The 16,747-nt window shown below is 55.2% G+C and carries 13 protein-coding genes; 5 read left to right on the top strand and 8 right to left on the bottom strand.

Annotated elements, in window-relative coordinates; all coding sequences use genetic code 11:
* Positions 1-101 precede the first annotated feature (101 nt).
* Positions 102-845 carry a DNA-binding transcriptional repressor DeoR gene (gene deoR / locus ABEH87_RS10995; protein WP_346576420.1) on the top strand — a complete coding sequence of 248 codons (744 nt, stop codon included), beginning with the start codon at positions 102-104 and terminating at the stop codon, positions 843-845.
* 31 nt (positions 846-876) lie between these two features.
* On the opposite strand, the gene ABEH87_RS11000 is transcribed toward deoR, so the two are convergent.
* The gene (locus tag ABEH87_RS11000; protein WP_346576421.1) at positions 877-1,821 is read right to left on the bottom strand and encodes a 2-hydroxyacid dehydrogenase; all 945 of its coding nucleotides are present in this window, start codon (positions 1,819-1,821) and stop codon (positions 877-879) included.
* Between the two features lie 206 nt (positions 1,822-2,027).
* On the opposite strand from ABEH87_RS11000, the gene ettA reads away from it, so the two are divergent.
* The gene (ettA, locus tag ABEH87_RS11005) at positions 2,028-3,695 is read left to right on the top strand and encodes an energy-dependent translational throttle protein EttA (protein WP_346576422.1); all 1,668 of its coding nucleotides are present in this window, start codon (positions 2,028-2,030) and stop codon (positions 3,693-3,695) included.
* Between the two features lie 92 nt (positions 3,696-3,787).
* Here ettA and ABEH87_RS11010 read toward each other — a convergent pair whose 3' ends face one another.
* Entirely contained in the window at positions 3,788-4,681 is an 894-nt protein-coding gene (locus ABEH87_RS11010; RefSeq protein WP_346576423.1) for a LysR family transcriptional regulator, read from the bottom strand.
* 99 nt (positions 4,682-4,780) lie between these two features.
* On the opposite strand from ABEH87_RS11010, the gene ABEH87_RS11015 reads away from it, so the two are divergent.
* Complete coding sequence (locus ABEH87_RS11015) at positions 4,781-5,782, top strand: zinc-binding alcohol dehydrogenase family protein (protein WP_346576424.1); 1,002 nt, start codon at positions 4,781-4,783, stop codon at positions 5,780-5,782.
* A gap of 17 nt (positions 5,783-5,799) precedes the next feature.
* Here ABEH87_RS11015 and ABEH87_RS11020 read toward each other — a convergent pair whose 3' ends face one another.
* The 5 genes from ABEH87_RS11020 to serB form a co-directional block, all read right to left on the bottom strand.
* Positions 5,800-7,518 (bottom strand): ShlB/FhaC/HecB family hemolysin secretion/activation protein, encoded by a 1,719-nt coding sequence (locus ABEH87_RS11020; RefSeq protein WP_346576425.1) that lies wholly within the window; start codon positions 7,516-7,518, stop codon positions 5,800-5,802.
* Between the two features lie 102 nt (positions 7,519-7,620).
* Entirely contained in the window at positions 7,621-10,362 is a 2,742-nt protein-coding gene (locus ABEH87_RS11025; protein ID WP_346576426.1) for a filamentous hemagglutinin N-terminal domain-containing protein, read from the bottom strand.
* A gap of 526 nt (positions 10,363-10,888) precedes the next feature.
* Positions 10,889-12,133: a multifunctional transcriptional regulator/nicotinamide-nucleotide adenylyltransferase/ribosylnicotinamide kinase NadR gene (nadR, locus tag ABEH87_RS11030; protein ID WP_346576427.1), complete on the bottom strand. Its 1,245-nt coding sequence runs from the start codon at positions 12,131-12,133 to the stop codon at positions 10,889-10,891.
* 13 nt (positions 12,134-12,146) lie between these two features.
* Complete coding sequence (radA, locus tag ABEH87_RS11035; RefSeq protein WP_346576428.1) at positions 12,147-13,529, bottom strand: DNA repair protein RadA; 1,383 nt, start codon at positions 13,527-13,529, stop codon at positions 12,147-12,149.
* Positions 13,530-13,538: 9 nt separating this feature from the next.
* On the bottom strand, positions 13,539-14,516 hold the full coding sequence (gene serB / locus ABEH87_RS11040) for a phosphoserine phosphatase (RefSeq protein WP_346576429.1): 978 nt from the start codon (positions 14,514-14,516) through the stop codon (positions 13,539-13,541).
* 134 nt (positions 14,517-14,650) lie between these two features.
* On the opposite strand from serB, the gene ABEH87_RS11045 reads away from it, so the two are divergent.
* Both ABEH87_RS11045 and ABEH87_RS11050 read left to right on the top strand, forming a co-directional pair.
* Complete coding sequence (locus ABEH87_RS11045) at positions 14,651-15,340, top strand: YtjB family periplasmic protein (protein ID WP_346576430.1); 690 nt, start codon at positions 14,651-14,653, stop codon at positions 15,338-15,340.
* Positions 15,341-15,475: 135 nt separating this feature from the next.
* Positions 15,476-15,862: a DUF4354 family protein gene (locus ABEH87_RS11050; RefSeq protein ID WP_346576431.1), complete on the top strand. Its 387-nt coding sequence runs from the start codon at positions 15,476-15,478 to the stop codon at positions 15,860-15,862.
* 147 nt (positions 15,863-16,009) lie between these two features.
* Here ABEH87_RS11050 and deoD read toward each other — a convergent pair whose 3' ends face one another.
* A complete protein-coding gene (deoD, locus tag ABEH87_RS11055) occupies positions 16,010-16,729 on the bottom strand; it encodes a purine-nucleoside phosphorylase (protein ID WP_346576432.1) in 720 nt (239 codons plus the stop codon).
* Between the last annotated feature and the right edge of the window lie 18 nt (positions 16,730-16,747).

A 16,747-nucleotide genomic window follows, 5' to 3' on the forward strand; every position in this document is an offset into this window, starting at 1 on the left:
TATTGTCATGATTAACCTTCTTCCCCGTCAGGGCCGTGTCGTTTGCAGCACTATCTTATTGAAGGTAAACTGCAAATTCCGCGATAACTGGAATAAAATTCATGGAAACCCGGCGCGACGAGCGTATTAATAAGCTGGTCCAGGCACTGAAACGCACCGACAAAATCCATCTGAAAGAAGCGGCCCACCTGCTTGGGGTGTCTGAAATGACTATCCGCCGCGATCTGAACGAGGGTCCGGGCGCGGTGCTGCTGCTCGGGGGCTATATTGTCAGCGATCCGATACGCCATCAGCTTCACTATTTTGTTTCCGATCAGCAGGAACAGAACGTCGATCGTAAACGCCTGCTGGGGCAGCGTGCGGCCGCACTGATCAACGCCGAAGAGACGGTCTGGTTCGACTGCGGCACCAGCGTGCCGTGGATCATCGATGCGATTGATGAAGATCTGCCGTTCACCGCCGTCTGCTGTGCCATGAATACCTTCCTGGCACTGAAGGAGAAAACGGCCTGCCGCGTGATCCTCAGCGGCGGCGAGTTCCACCCGGATAATGCCATTTTCACCCCTCTCGGGCCGCTGTCAGTCATGGACAGCCTGTGCCCGGATAAGGCCTTTATCTCTGCGGCGGGCGTCGATATCCGCCAGGGGGCGAGCTGCTACAACCTGAATGAACTGCCGATGAAGCATCTGGCGTTACAGCGCACCCGCACCCGATTGCTGGTGGCAGACAGCAGCAAATTTGGCAAAGTGCTGCCCGCACGGATTGCGGATCTCAGCGCCTTCGATGCTCTCATCAGCGATGCTGCGCCCGCATACGATATCGGTATTGAGGTAATCACCCCGTAACCGGTGCCAGCCACCGGTTACGGGCGACCGGTTACCAGCGATTTAAAATCTCTTCGCCATCGCGCAGGCGACGCAGATTTTCACAGACGCCAGCCACATTCCCCTCCAGAGAAATATCGGTTACCCCGCCAATATGCGGGGTTGCGATGACATTGTGGCGGAACAGCGGATCCTGTGGGTCAGGCGGCTCCTGCCAGAACACATCCAGCCCGGCACCGGCCAGCGGCCCGTTCGCCAGCGCCGCCAGCAGCGCAGATTTCTCAATCAGCCCGCCGCGCCCGAGGTTAATCAGGAAGCTGCCCGGCTTCATCTTCGCCAGCGCCGGTTCATCGATAATATGATGCGTAGCCGGGTTGTCCGGCAGGCTCAGCACCACAAAATCAGACTCGCGCAGTAGGTGCGGCAGACGATCCATACCGCCTGCCCAGTCCAGACGATGCTGGCGGGCGAAGTCAGCAGACGCCTGGCGTTTTACGCCGATCAGGCGCATCTCAAACGCCGACAGCCGCTGTGCCAGCGCCTTGCCAATACCGCCCAGGCCCACCAGCCCGACCGTTTTCCCTTTCAGCCCCATGCCCACCGGCAGACCCAGCTGACGGGTGGCCAGCATCTGCGGCACCTCACTGACTTTACGCGCCAGTCCTGTCATCATCCAGATACCGAGTTCCGCCACTGAATCCGCATTACCGGAGCGGTCGGAAGGCACGTTTGCTACCGCCACGCCGCGCGCCCGCGCCGTTTCAATATCCACCCCTTCCAGCCCGGCCCCCGCCTGCTGAATCAGCCTCAGGCGATCGGCCGTCTGTAACAGTCTCTGATTGACCTTTGCCATACCGGGGATCAGGGCATCAAACCCCGCCAGGCTCTCTGCTGCGTGTCCGGCAGAGGCAATAAATTCGACATCGGGTAGTCTCTGACGGAACTGCTGGATCATCCCACCCCAGGCATTTTCTTCCGCCGCTATCAGAACTCGCATCGATATCTCCATAATTTATAAGACAAAAAATTAGCATAGTCGCCAATGGTCATAAATCAAACAGAAATCAGGCCGTTGCGCTGATATCGGGATAATCGTCTGCCTCGCGGCTGTGATTAAGTGGGGAAAACAGCTAAACTCCGCTATCTGAGTGGGCACATCCTTTGCCCCAATTAAAACCCAGACTCTAAGAGGCTCAACCCAACGTGGCTCAATTCGTCTATAGCATGCATCGCGTCGGCAAAGTCGTTCCGCCGAAGCGTCATATTTTAAAGAACATCTCCCTCAGCTTCTTCCCTGGCGCCAAGATCGGCGTACTGGGTCTGAACGGGGCGGGTAAATCCACTCTGCTGCGCATCATGGCCGGTATCGATAAAGATATCGAAGGGGAAGCGCGCCCGCAGCCTGGCCTGAAAATCGGCTACCTGGAACAGGAACCGAAGCTCAACCTGGAACACACCGTGCGTGAATCGGTAGAAGAAGCCGTTTCCGAAGTGGTCAACGCGCTGAAAGGTCTGGACGAGGTTTACGCTAAGTACGCCGAGCCGGATGCAGACTTCGACAAACTCGCCGCACAACAGGGCCGCTTTGAAGAGATTATTCAGGCGCACGACGGCCACAACCTGAACACCCAGCTGGAACGTGCTGCCGATGCGCTGCGCCTGCCGGACTGGGATGCGAAGATTAGTAACCTGTCCGGTGGTGAGCGCCGCCGCGTTGCGCTGTGCCGTCTGCTGCTGGAAAAACCAGACATGCTGCTGCTCGACGAACCGACGAACCACCTGGATGCCGAATCCGTGGCCTGGCTGGAGCGTTTCCTGCACGACTTCGAAGGCACCGTCGTAGCGATTACGCACGACCGTTACTTCCTGGATAACGTGGCTGGCTGGATCCTGGAGCTGGACCGCGGTGAAGGTATCCCATGGGAAGGTAACTACTCTTCCTGGCTGGAGCAGAAAGATGCGCGTCTGGCGCAGGAAGCCTCCTCTGAAGCCGCTCGTCGTAAGTCGATTGAGAAAGAGCTGGAGTGGGTGCGCAAAGGCGCTAAAGGCCAGCAGTCGAAAGGTAAGGCGCGTCTTAACCGCTTTGAAGAGCTGAACAACGCCGAATACCAGAAGCGTAACGAGACCAACGAACTGTTTATTCCACCGGGCGCACGTCTGGGCGATAAAGTGGTTGAGGTCAATAACCTGAGCAAGTCTTACGGCGACCGTCTGCTGATTGACGATCTCTCCTTCTCCGTGCCGAAGGGTGCGATTGTCGGCATCATCGGCCCGAACGGCGCGGGTAAATCCACCCTGTTCCGCATGATGTCCGGTCAGGAGCAGCCTGATTCCGGCAGCATCGTGCTGGGCGAGACCGTGAAGCTGGCGTCGGTTGATCAGTTCCGTGACAGCATGGACGGCTCGAAAACCGTGTGGGAAGAAGTCTCCGGTGGTCAGGACATCATGCGCATCGGCAACACCGAAATGCCAAGCCGTGCCTACGTTGGCCGCTTTAACTTTAAAGGGGTTGATCAGGGCAAACGCGTCGGCGAGCTGTCCGGTGGTGAGCGCGGTCGTCTGCACCTGGCGAAGCTGTTACAGGTGGGCGGCAACATGCTGCTGCTGGATGAACCGACCAACGACCTGGACATCGAAACCCTGCGCGCGCTGGAAAACGCCCTGCTGGAGTTCCCTGGCTGCGCGATGGTGATCTCGCATGACCGCTGGTTCCTCGACCGTATTGCCACGCATATTCTGGACTACCAGGATGAAGGCAAGATCGAGTTCTTCGAAGGTAACTTCACCGAATACGAAGAGTACAAGAAACGCACGCTGGGCGCTGAAGCGCTGGAGCCAAAACGTATCAAGTACAAACGTATGATCAAATAGGGACGGACCTTCCGTTCCGGTATGCCCTACATCGGGCGGACCTTCTTTTCCGGTCCGCCCGTAACGGGGCAACCGAAAAAGAGGGTCGCCCCCTACGGATAGAATTCCCGGAATATCGGGGACTGCATCGCAAAATCAATAAACCGCATCAGCGCTGGCGAATTCAGTTTACGGCCTGGATACACCAGCCACAGCTCATTGCCCTCCACTTCCCACTCCGGCAGCACCTCAACCAGCCCTCCCTTTGTCATTACCTCATCGGCAAGAAAACGCGGCAGCAGCGTGATCCCGGCATGGCCGAGCGCGCACTCACGCGCATACACCAGGTTATCCGTCATATGCGTCGGCGGTAGCAGCCAGCGGTAATACTCCTCATCGCGTTTCAACACCCACTCAGTCCAGGCGCGATGCGCAATACAGCGGTGCTCTGAGAGCTGCCCCGGATGGGTCAGCGGGTCACGGGTTGCCAGATAGTCAGGTGAGGCCACCAGCAGGCGCTGACAGTAACCGATACGGCGGCCAATCAGGGAGGAATCCTGCGGCCTGCCGGTGCGTAATGCCACGTCAAACCCCTCCTGCACCAGGTCGCGCATCGCATCGGAAACCGAGACATCCAGCGTCACATCAGGATATTCGCGCTGAAAAGCCGTATTAAAACGCGCCAGCAGTGTGGCACCAATTCCGGCCGGAGAGGTAATACGCAGGCGACCGCTGGGATTATCGCGCAGCCGTTCAATCGCAATTCCGGCCCGCTCGCTGGCCTGTAACATCTCCTGGCAGTGCACCAGATAGCGCTCTCCGGCGAAAGTCAGATTAAGCTGCCGCGTGGTGCGATTGATCAGCCGCAGTCCCAGCGCCTGCTCCAGCTGGCTGATGCGCTGACTGACGCTGGATTTCGGCAATCCTGCACGATTGGCCGCAGCGGTAAAGCTGCCGCATTCGGCAACCAGCGCAAACAGCGCCATATCCTGCAACTGTTTAAACATATTGTTCACCCCAGACGAACACTCAGTGCGTTATTGTGCGGCTTATCATTAGCCTGCTTATTACCTACACTGAATACCACATCATTCAGGAGAAGTGCCATGACTATCAAAGCGATTGCAATCAATCCAGAAAATCCGCAGCAGTTCATTGCCATCCAGCAGCCTCAGCCCGTTGCCGGGGCATACGACCTGCTGGTCGAGGTGAAGGCCGTTTCCGTTAATCCGGTCGACACCAAAGTTCATAAAGGCGCACAGAAGAGTGGCCTGCAGCAGCCGCGCGTACTTGGCTGGGATGCCAGCGGCGTGGTGCTGGCGGTGGGCAGCCAGGTCAGCGGGTTTAAAGCGGGAGACGAAGTCTACTACGCCGGTGATATCACCCGTCCGGGCAGCAATGCCAGCCAGCATCTGGTCGATGCGCGGATTACCGGCCACAAACCCCGCTCACTCGACTGGGCGGAGGCCGCCGCCATTCCCCTGACCGCCCTCACCGCGTGGGAAGGCCTGTTCGATCGTCTGCAGCTGGACCGCGCCGCAGAAGGCAAAACCCTGCTGATCGTCGGCGGTGCTGGCGGCGTCGGATCGCTGGCGATCCCGCTGGCGAAGCTGCACAGTCAGGTGACGGTGATTGCCACTGCCTCACGCCCGGACTCGGCACAATGGTGTAAAGATCGCGGTGCCGATCTGGTGATCGACTACCGTGATATGGCCGGCGAGCTGGAGAAGCACGGTATCAAGCAGGTGGACTATATTTTCTGCCTGAACGACACCGACGGGCACTGGGATGCCATGAGCCAGCTGATTGCACCGCAGGGCCATATCTGCACCATCGTTGAAAACGAAAAACCACTCAGTATGGATCAGCTGAAACTGAAAAGTGCCGCGCTGCACTTCGAGTTTATGTACACCCGCAGCATGTTTACCACGCCGGATATTGCGCGCCAGGGAGAAATCCTCGATGCGACGGCATCCCTGCTGGACGAGGGTAAGCTGAGCGGCTCGCTGAGCAAGACGCTGCACGGCCTGAGCGTTGAAACGCTGACGGAAGCTCACCGCTTAGTGCTTGAAGGCCATATGCGTGGCAAAGTGGTTATCGTTTATTAATTTTCACCACCACAGCGTCAGAAGCGCACCCCGGTGGTAATCCAGCCGGTCGCTTTGTTTTGGGGCCCGAGCAGTTTGTCGTGCCCCTGCCGCCAGGCATAGCTGCCGTTGATAAAGCCCCAGCGACTGTAGTTCCAGCTCAGCCCGATCCCATACCCTTTCAGCACCACCCGCTGTGAAACCGGGGCAAACTTCTGCATTTTCCCGCGCGCATAGTCATAGAAAAATTGCAGGCTGGCATTTTCAACGCCGGGGACGGGCAGGTTCAGCGAGGGCGATATCACCCAGCCGCTATCGACGCTGGCGGCGGAGTTACCGTAAGCCCGCACGGCGTAGGCGCCTCCCAGCGACATTTTTTCAGCGCCGTCTAAATTTTTACTGGCGTGCTGGCCGCTGTAACTCAGCCCGACGCTGATCCCCGGATACAGCCCCTGCATGTAGCTGAAGCTCTCCACCGTTTTGAAAAAGCGTCCCCGGCTGTGGCTACCGTTCCACTCCTCCGAATTACTCAGATAGCCGAGGTAAGGCGTGAGCTGATATTGCAGTATGTAGGGCTTATCGAAGAGACTCCCCTGATAGTCGCCCGCCGCCTGAACACTGAATAACGAGGCTTTGCGGCTGTTTTTCATCCCCCAGAATTTGTCCTGAATATGTTTAAAATCGAGGTTTGTTGAAAGACTCAGGTTGTGGGTGTCGGTGCGCAGTAAATAATTGCTGGCGTACAGCGTGGCAATATCGGCATAACCGTCACCCAGCCCGCGCAGGACCGGCCCCCCCAGCTTATAGCTGACCCGCGACAGCGCAGCCCCAAGCCGCCATGCCGTGGTCGGCACTGGCTCATCATAGGCCAGGCGGCCAATCAGGGTATTACCGTGCTTACTGTCGTTAGTGGTTTGCAGAAAATCTGGCGCAACATAGGCCAGCAGCTGCAGGCGGTCCCCGACGCCCAGCGGGCTGTTGACATTGAGCTGTATACCCAGCCTGTCACGACCGCTGGACAACGACCCAAGATTGTCAAAGACCACCGTTCCGTCAACTCTGGGAGAGGCGGTGAGTGCCAGATTCAGCGTACTGCCTCCCGGTTCCTCACCCGCCTCAAGATAGGAGGTGAGATTGCCAACGCCCGGTAAATCCGAAATGCGTGACATGAATGTCTCAAGCGCGGTGATATCCCCTTTATCTTTATCCGCACGGGCCAGATAACGCTGCAATAATCCCTCACTAAGCAACGAGTGGTTCTCGCGCAGTTTCAGGGACTCAATATGGCCCTGCATAATCGCGAGGGTAACGATCCCATCGGTGATTTTCTGTGGGGGAATATAGGCATAGCTGAGACGTACTCCCTTTTTCTGCAAGACCCCGGTAATGTCGACAGCCACATTGCGTAATCCATTAAACGTCATTTTTTTATCGTGATATTGATTAACCAGCTTTTCAATTTCATCAAATGCAACGTCAGGCACATTCTTCACCTGAATTTTCTTTACCCATAATGTCGGACCGCTATCTTCCGCCCTTTTTTCCCCGGCTGCGGGTTCATTTAGTTTTTCGGTCTTTCGCGACCTGGGAGCAACATTATGATTTAACTCAGGGTTACTTTGCAGGATCTGCCCCGATACCGACCCCACCGCTGGCATGACGGTGGCATACAGAGGGAAAGAGATGACGCCGTGAGTGAGGAAAACAATCCCCGGAAGCAGCAAAGTATGATGCTTAAATCGCAGGCGTTTTATCATTAAATTCTAATTCCGTTTAAAAAACCTCCTCAGCCAGATGCTGAGGAGGTTGAGCATAATTTCACTGACTCCAGTGGAGACATTCAGAAAAGGGAAATGCCCTTAATAATTAAAAGCCGTTTGACCCGCGTTATTACCTGCCGGGGCAAAGGGATTTTGATAGTAGTCCCATCCACGATCCACATCGACACCCAGGGATTTCGCGTAGGCTCTGAAATCACTCCAATCCATCACACCCCACATATATTTGCCGAGCGCCCTTGCATAAAGATCAAACTTCGCCTGATCGACAGGTTTTGTCGGATCGGTTGGGTTAACCGGATCGGTTGGATTGACCGGGTCGGTTGGATTGACCGGATCGGTCGGTTTGCCCGGACCACTGACCACCTTATCGTTAACGATCACGTTGCGGCCGGCGGTCATTTTGCTCACGTTCACATTGTTCGCACTCAGGATGAGATCGGCATCATGATTCAGCGACCAGTGAGAATCACTCTTACCGGCAACAACAGAGCCGACTGCAATCTCATTTTTTGCACTGAGTTCAGTATTGTCGCCAGAGGTGATCGCATCCCGATAAGACATCCCGGTCTGGCGGATGTTATTGGCTTTAATGGTCACATTTTTCTCTGCGGCCAGAGAATCACTGAAGGTCATATCCTTGCCTGCGGAGATGTTCAGATCGCCGCTGGAATAAGCATAACCCAGCGTGGTATCACCAGCAGCAGAGAGCGTCAAATCGTGACCGCTCAGCTGGCTGATACTGATGTTGCCCGTGCGGCTGGTGATGTGGCCATCTTTTGCACTCAGGGTGTTGAGATTAATATCGCGGTTGGCCGTCAGCGTGGCATTCCCCTGCACGGACAGCGCGCTCTCAGTCGTCTGTGGCTGCGACCACCATCCCCCTGAGGACAGGCTCTGATGTCCTTTGATGGCATCAGCGGTAACAGCAGCATTACCGTAAACGCTATTTTTGCCATACAGGTTAAAATCGGACTGCGCGTTGATATCGAGATCGCCATACACGCGGGTATCGGTCATTTTCACGCTGCCGCCGCTGGTGACCTTCAGACCTCTTTTCAGTTCTGACCCTGATAAAATTTCAGTATCAGCCTTGTTGACCAGATTTAACGCATTCGCATCGGCCAGTATCGCGCCGATATTATTATTCTTCGCACTGAGGTTGAAATCCCCACCGTTAAGATGGGCGGTTTGCGCCTTGATTGAGGAACGATCGCCCTGGTTAACCGCCTGCTTCACGTTGAGCGACAGATCCTGTGCGCTGAGGTCACCCTTCACATCAAAGGTGTCTGCGGAAATAGCGAGTTGATTTTTCGCGCTGATGCGGGTGCCCTGCTGCTGTACCAGTTTCCCGGTCGTATAGAGACTGGCATTACCGTTGCTCACGATGTCAGCCTTCTGAATAAGCCCCCGCTCTGCAGATAAACTCACGCTTTTTGCCATGTTAATACCGGCACCCGCAGACTGGTTAATACTGCCATGCAAAGCCGTGGCGTTTAGCGCATCGCCCTTCATGCTGCTGTGAATATTGATATCACCGCGATCGCTACTCAGCTCAACATTGCCATAGTTCTGGCGGGCATTATTGACGTTGATATTCCCTGCACGTGTATGCACGCCCAGCTTATTTCCGCTGTTAGCGACGGCCTCCACAAAACCACTGCTCACCACGCCTTTACCAGCGGTGATTTTACCCGCCCCGGTCACGCGGTTATCAGCAAGATTAAGTTCGTTATTTCCGCTCAGCGTGTTGATCCTCACATCCTTAGCGAAGCGGGACTGCTTGCCGGACTCAGAGGTCATCACGTTATCGGCCGTAATTAACGTCTCACCCTGATTAATGGTGGCACGACCAAATTTAACATAGCCATCCTGGGCCGTACTCTTCAGGCTAACGCCACCCTGAGCAGCAAGCTCAGCGCCGTCGTTAACGTTGATGCTGCGTCCTTCAGCCGCAATCTGATTAAATCCGGCAGTGCTGACTTTCCCTCCCAGATTGACATCACCGTTCCCCATGCTGCCCAGGTAGACGGCCCCGTTGCCGCCATAGGCCATATCACTGGCTTCAATCACGCCGGTGTTATTGATGACGCCGCGCGTGAGCTTATCTGTCGCCCATGCAGTCAGTGCGACAGAACCATTTTTATTAACAATTAAACCGCCGTTATTCACCAGTGCCTTCAGGCTGCCCTTATTCACCTTAACGCTCATTTTACCCATGGAAGGGAACGATAAGGTGATATCGCTTCCTGAGGCCAGGTGAACGTTGCCGCTGCGTGCCGCAGAACCGCTGCGGATGGTGCCGGAGTTAGACACTTCAGCAGCGCCGATCAGGCCGACCGAATCCGTAGCATTAATGGTCCCTTCGTTCACTACCTTACCGTTGCTGGTGCCGGAGAAATGCAGGTTGTCCTTCATGAAGTCATCATTTTTAATCTCTAAAGATGATGCAATCAGGCTGCCGACATTGACCGTAGCGCCATTACTGATTAATACCCCATTAGGGTTAACGATAAACACCTTCCCGGTGGCGTTTAACACCCCCTGAATCAGGGTGGGGTCAAGACTGCTGATCTTATTAAGCACCGCGCTATTTTGCGACAGCTGATTGAAGGTTAATTTTTCATTTTTACCCACATTCATGTTATCCCAGTTAACGATCATTTTATCGCTATTCTGTTTAACAATAACTTCATTGGGATTTTTAGAAATACTCCCCGCACCGCTGACAATGGTACCTGTACCGACAGCATATGCCTGGTGAGCACAGACAAGCGCTACAGCGATCGCCAATGGCTTGATGACTACTTTTATGTTTTCCATAACAAATTGACCTTATTAAATTGTAAAACAAGACCCTCCAGCGACAAATTTCCCGCCGACCAGAAGATTGCCAGGCAATGAAAATAAAGACTATATTTACAAGGCATAGCAAAAACAAAATAAAGACCACAGGGTAAAAAGTCAATTCATCAGAATGGCATAATTATAAAATCGAAAAAAACAAGCCAACATGTTACAAATAATGATAAATACCGCGAAATTTAACGAATAAATACCCATTACGAGTTAGGAATTATTTAACCACTACGTAGACCCACACAGTAAAAAAAGACATTTAAAAAAAATAGAATAGAAACACGAATAAATAATGGCGAAATAAAATAATAATAAATGATGAGGAGGGGCAAAGAGAACATAAAACACAAAGTAAATAAAATACGTTCAAATGATATAAAATTAATTAAAGCCCATTAATTAATATAGCCCTGATAATAGCATCGAGGTGGCAGGTATCGCACTGCCACCTCAATCATCATTAGCGATATTTCGCATTAGCACGTTAATTTCAGGAGACGGTTTGCCCAAGCTCGCCTAACATTTCGCGCACCAGTTCCACGCAGCGCAGAAAACGCTGATCGTAATTATCCTGCTCAACGTGAACATAGCTGATGTTGTTCTCCTCCAGCATGGCGATAAGCAGCGACTGGAATTCTTTGCGATCCACCGAGCTCCCCAGGCTGCGCAGGCCATCCGCGACCCACGGCACATTGTTCTCCACCAGGATCACCAGGTCAAAGCGATACTCGTCAATCAGCGCCTGAACAAACGGGTGCTCACGCCCCTCGTACTTTTTACAGAACGCCTGAGTGGTGACGAAATCCGTGTCGATAAACGCGACTTTATTGGCGTACTTCACCGCGAAATCAATGTACTGTGCCTGGCCCAGCGCGATCTTATCGTAGTCGGAATATTGCAACGCCATCTCATCGCCGCCGAGGTGTGAGAAGACGTAATCGCGACCAAACTCCCACGCACTGGTGGTGTTGAAGATGTTGGCCAGCTTGTTGACCAGCGTCGACTTACCGCTCGACTCGCCGCCGAGGATCGCCACGGTGCGCACAAAAAACGGCTTCACTTCGGTCGGGATATATTCCCAGTAGCGGAACGGATCCTGACGGATCTGCCCGCCGCTGATGCTCATAAAGGAACGCTTAGGATCGATAACGATGGTTTCAACGCCAAGGTGGGTGCTGAACTGCTCGGCATCCGCCTCTTCGCTGGTGTAGATGCAGTTAGGCACGATGCCGTGGTCATCCATAAACGACTGGACCCCGTGGCTCCAGACATCCCAGCCGTGCGGGTACGGCTCCATTCCCTCTTCGTTAAACGAGTGAATGCGAATGTTTTTCTGATATTTGAAAGTCTGTAACAGCCAGCGTAAGCGGTCGCTGACCGTCGGCTGCTGCGACATGGCGCTGGCTTCAAACAGCTCGCGGTCGCGCGGCTCATCATAGCCCATGATGATATGCAGCTCGTCCACCTGGCTACAGGCGCGCTGGATCAGATAAATATGGCCGGTATGCAGCGGATAGAACTTGCCAAACACCACGCCGATGGTTTTCTCACGGCGGGGAAACTCCAGCCCGAGAAAGCGATGCAGCGCCTCCAGTTTCTGAGCGCTGGGGCTTTTGATTTTCGCATTCAGCAGCTGACTGAGGTAACCCTTGGTCATGCCGCTGGCATCAGAGACCTGCTGCAGAGTACAGCCCTGCTGGCGAATAGCGTTTTTCAGGTAGTCAAACGATGACATGGGCTAACTCCATTTATAGTTCGTCAAGTATAGACAATGCGTCAGCCAGCTTTTTCACCCCGTACACTTTCATATTTTCCGGCGGCTTCTTCGGTACATTGGCAATCGGCACAATAGCGCGGCGGAAACCATGCTTGGCAGCTTCCGAGATACGCTCCTGGCCGCTTGGCACCGGACGAATCTCTCCCGCCAGCCCCACTTCACCAAACACCACCAGATCGTGGGGTAACGGGCGGTCGCGCAGGCTGGAGACCATCGACAGCATCAGCGCGAGGTCGGCGCTGGTTTCCGTCACCTTCACGCCGCCCACGACATTGACGAACACGTCCTGATCGGCCATCTGCAGGCCGCCGTGGCGGTGCAACACCGCCAGCAGGATCGCCAGACGATTCTGCTCCAGCCCGACGGCCACGCGGCGGGGATTGCCCATCATGGAATGGTCCACCAGCGCCTGAATCTCTACCAGCAGCGGGCGCGTTCCTTCCCATAACACCATGACCGAGCTACCGGAGGTGACTTCATCGCCACGGCTGAGGAAAATGGCCGACGGATTGCTGACTTCACGCAGCCCCTGTTCAGTCATGGCAAACACGCCCAGCTCATTCACCGCGCCAAAGCGGTTTTTATGGCTGCGCAGCGTGCGGAAGCGGGAATCGGCGTCGCCGTCCAGCAGCACCGAACAGTCAATACAGTGTTCCAGCACCTTCGGGCCAGCCAGCGATCCGTCTTTAGTGACATGACCGACCATGACGATAGCCACGCCTTTGGTTTTGGCAAAGCGGGTGAGATAAGCGGCGGTTTCACGCACCTGCGCCACGCTGCCGGGTGAGGACTGAATATCAGCCATGTGCATCACCTGAATGGAGTCGATCACCATCAGCTTCGGCTGCTCCTGCTCGGCGATCAGGCAGATCTGCTCGATGCTGGTTTCAGACAGCATATTGAGGTTTTCCGTCGGTAACCCCAGGCGATGAGCACGCATAGCCACCTGCTGCAGCGACTCTTCCCCGGTGACGTAGAGGGTTTTCATTCCTTCCGACAGCTTGCACAGCGTTTGCAGCAGCAGGGTACTTTTGCCCGCACCGGGATTCCCCCCGATCAGGATCGCACTGCCCGGCACCACGCCGCCGCCGAGCACGCGGTCAAACTCTTTAAAGCCGGTGGAGAAACGCGGCAGCTCATCGAGACTGATGTCCGACAGTTTCTGCACGCGGCTCGGCCCGGCGCTGCCGGCGTAGCCCGTCAGGCGCTCGTTACGCGCCACCGTGGGCGAGGCCGCCAGGCGAACCTCCGTAATGGTGTTCCAGGCGTGACAGGCGCTACATTGGCCCTGCCAGCGAGGATAATCTGCGCCGCACTCGTTACAAACAAAGGCGCGCTTAACCGCTTTAGCCAAATCGTCCCCTTAACGCTCTTCGTGGATCAGGCTGCCGCTGAGAATACAGAACACGCCCATCAGGTCAGCATGACGAATAATGATTTCGGTCTGCTCGTTCACTTTCGGCTTGGCATGGTAGGCGATACCCAGCGCCGAGGCTTTGATCATCGGCAGGTCGTTCGCCCCGTCACCCACGGCGACCGTCTGCGCCGGGTCAATCTCAAAGCGCGCGGCCAGCTTGCGCAGCGTATCCGCCTTGTACTGTGCATCAACGATATCGCCCAGCACTTCGCCGGTCAGCTTGCCGTCGCGGATTTCCAGCACATTGGCTGCAATCGCGGAAAGGTGCAGCGTATCGCGCAGATATTCCGCAAAGTAGGTGAAGCCGCCGGAAGCGATAGCCACCTGCCAGCCCAGCGCCTGCAGTCTGGCCACCAGCGAAGTCAGGCCCGGCATCAGCGGCAGTTGATCGCGAACTGTTTTCAGGATCGCAGCGTCGGCACCTTTCAGCGTGGCCACGCGCTGGCGCAGACTGGCGGCAAAGTCCAGTTCACCGCGCATTGCCCGCTCGGTGACTTCCGCCACCTGCTCACCGCTGCCGGCCAGTTTCGCAATTTCATCGATGCATTCGATCTCAATCGCGGTGGAATCCATGTCCATCACCAGCAGGCCCGGGGTTTTCAGATGCGGAATGCGCCCCAGCGGAGCCACATCCATTCCGGCATCATGCGCCAGCTTTGTGGCGCGCGGCGTCAGGGAACCCGCCAGACGCACCACCTGGTAATCCTCAACGACCCAGGCGCTGACGATCACCATCGCCGCCCCCAGCTGACGCTGAAATTCAGTCAGGCTGGCTTTATCGAGTTGACGTCCATACAGTAACCAGCCGGTGCGGCCAGCGCGATAGTCCAGCGGCATCACTTCATCACCGCTTAAAGAGAGTGGCAACCCCGGCCAGAGAGGGACTTCGGCAGGCAGGTCGCACCAGGTGAGGCTATTTGGCATTACAGCTCCTGTAGGAACATTCAACACGCAATTCTGCGCAAAATAATGCAAGAGGCTACCTTGTTACAGCGTGTTCTGGCAACATAAAGCTCAGGGCCGGGAGCCGGTTCGTTCACCAAGTCTGAAGGGTCAAGATGGCTAAAGCCAAACTAAAATTTCGCCTGCACCGGACCGCCATCGTTCTGATCTGTCTGACGCTGCTGGTTATGTTGATGCAGGGAGCGTCGTGGTTCAGTCTTGGTCACCAGATGGCGCGTTCCGAACAGGTCGAAGAGCTGGCGCATACGCTGACGCGTCAGGTCGCCTGGAATCTGACGCCGCTGATGGATAATCCCGATGATAATCATCAGAAAATTATCGACTCACTGAACCAGATGACCCATGAAAGCCGTATCCTGGACGCCTCCCTGTATGACAGCTCCGGCAGTCTGGTCGCCCACAGCGGGGAGAATATTAACGTCCGCGATCGCCTGGCACTCGACGGCCAGCGTGCCGGCAGCTTCTTCAATCATCAGATTGTACAACCGCTGGCCACCCAGGAGGGTCCGCGCGGTTTTCTGCGCGTGACGCTGGACACCCACGTGCTGGTGACAGAGGCCAAGCAGGTGGATAACACCACCAACATCCTGCGCCTGATGATGCTGCTGGCGCTGGCGATTGGTATTATTCTCTCGCGTACCCTGCTGCGCTCCCGCCGCACCCGCTGGCAACAGTCGCCGTTCCTGCTGACCGCAAACAACCCGGTCAAAGAGGACGATGAAGAAGACGAAGAAAAAAGCCTGCACGCTGTGCCCGTGACTGACGCGGCAAAAAAAACCGACTAAGCCCTTAAAACAATTAGAGCTATTCATCAGGAATAGCTCTGGATGATCTGTACGTTGCCCCTTATCCCCTGCATTTTGTTTATTCGCGAGGCGCAAAAATGCGCTTTCTGGATGTATAGAACTAAGGAGCTTATTATGAAACGGAACTCTCTTTTCGCCGCGATTGTTGCGGCAAGCCTGGGTTTTTCAGCCACGGTCCTGGCGGCCGATGTTTCAGGGGTTACCGTCTACGCCACGCAGAAAGAGATGAAATCGAGATCGGCTGGCGATCTGAGTAATTTCGGTAAAACCTTTGATATCACGCTGAAAAATACCACGGACAAATCCGTCGACCTGAAGGACTTCTGTCTGAAAGGGTACTCAAGCGACGGTAAAGAGTTTCCAGTGGACCGCGTTGCCGCACGCCTGATGAGTGAGAAATTAAAACCACTGGGTAAAGTGCGTGGTCTGGTGATTTTCTCTGCCGCTGATGACAGCGTATTCAGCATTAATCAGGTAAAAATCACCGATACCTGTAAATAAGACCGTTCTCTGATAACGGCGACAGGCGGCGTGGAAAGCCGCCTCCGCGCCGCCTTTAACATAAAAAAGGATACGACGCCGCTGACGCCGTATCCTGATAATCACAGGCTCTGGATAAGCTGACCGGCATGCCGGTCAGATGCCTGATTACTCTTTATCGCCCAGCAGCACAGATTCCAGCGCGATGACAATCATCTCGCTGAAGGTGGTCTGGCGCTCGGCTGCGGTCGTCTGCTCACCGGAACGGATATGGTCAGACACGGTGCAGATCGCCAGTGCTTTCGCACCAAACTCTGCCGCCACGCCGTAGATACCCGCAGCTTCCATCTCCACGCCGAGGATGCCGTATTTTTCCATCACGTCGAACATCTGCGGGTCCGGGGTGTAGAACAGATCGGCAGAGAAGATGTTACCCACGCGGGCATCAACCCCCAGCGCTTTCGCTGCGTCAACCGCGTTGCGCACCATGTCGAAGTCAGCAATGGCGGCAAAGTCATGGTCTTTAAAACGCATGCGGTTCACTTTGGAATCGGTGCTGGCACCCATGCCGATCACCACGTCACGCAGTTTCACATCGGCACGAACCGCACCGCAGGAACCCACACGGATGATTTTTTTCACGCCGAAATCGGTGATCAGCTCTTTCGCATAGATCGAACAGGATGGGATCCCCATACCGTGACCCATCACCGAAATTTTACGGCCTTTATAGGTACCGGTGTAGCCCAGCATACCGCGCACGTTGTTCACTTCTACCGCATCCTGCAGGAAGGTTTCCGCGATGTGCTTAGCACGCAGCGGGTCGCCCGGCATCAGTACGACGTCAGCGAAATCACCCATCTCAGCGTTAATATGTGGCGTAGCCATGTTAAATCCTTAATCTAA

It is taken from the genome of Erwinia sp. Eh17-17 (assembly GCF_039675725.1).
In the GTDB taxonomy this organism is placed as follows: domain Bacteria; phylum Pseudomonadota; class Gammaproteobacteria; order Enterobacterales; family Enterobacteriaceae; genus Erwinia.

Excerpts from the sequence above, each read along its gene's own strand:
- deoR (WP_346576420.1), top strand. The coding sequence starts at position 102 with ATGGAAACCCGGCGCGACGAGCGTATTAATAAGCTGGTCCAGGCACTG.
- ABEH87_RS11000 (WP_346576421.1), bottom strand. The coding sequence starts at position 1,821 with ATGCGAGTTCTGATAGCGGCGGAAGAAAATGCCTGGGGTGGGATGATC.
- ABEH87_RS11010 (WP_346576423.1), bottom strand. The coding sequence starts at position 4,681 with ATGTTTAAACAGTTGCAGGATATGGCGCTGTTTGCGCTGGTTGCCGAA.
- ABEH87_RS11015 (WP_346576424.1), top strand. The coding sequence starts at position 4,781 with ATGACTATCAAAGCGATTGCAATCAATCCAGAAAATCCGCAGCAGTTC.
- ABEH87_RS11020 (WP_346576425.1), bottom strand. The coding sequence starts at position 7,518 with ATGATAAAACGCCTGCGATTTAAGCATCATACTTTGCTGCTTCCGGGG.
- ABEH87_RS11025 (WP_346576426.1), bottom strand. The coding sequence starts at position 10,362 with ATGGAAAACATAAAAGTAGTCATCAAGCCATTGGCGATCGCTGTAGCG.
- nadR (WP_346576427.1), bottom strand. The coding sequence starts at position 12,133 with ATGTCATCGTTTGACTACCTGAAAAACGCTATTCGCCAGCAGGGCTGT.
- serB (WP_346576429.1), bottom strand. The coding sequence starts at position 14,516 with ATGCCAAATAGCCTCACCTGGTGCGACCTGCCTGCCGAAGTCCCTCTC.
- ABEH87_RS11045 (WP_346576430.1), top strand. The coding sequence starts at position 14,651 with ATGGCTAAAGCCAAACTAAAATTTCGCCTGCACCGGACCGCCATCGTT.
- ABEH87_RS11050 (WP_346576431.1), top strand. The coding sequence starts at position 15,476 with ATGAAACGGAACTCTCTTTTCGCCGCGATTGTTGCGGCAAGCCTGGGT.
- deoD (WP_346576432.1), bottom strand. The coding sequence starts at position 16,729 with ATGGCTACGCCACATATTAACGCTGAGATGGGTGATTTCGCTGACGTC.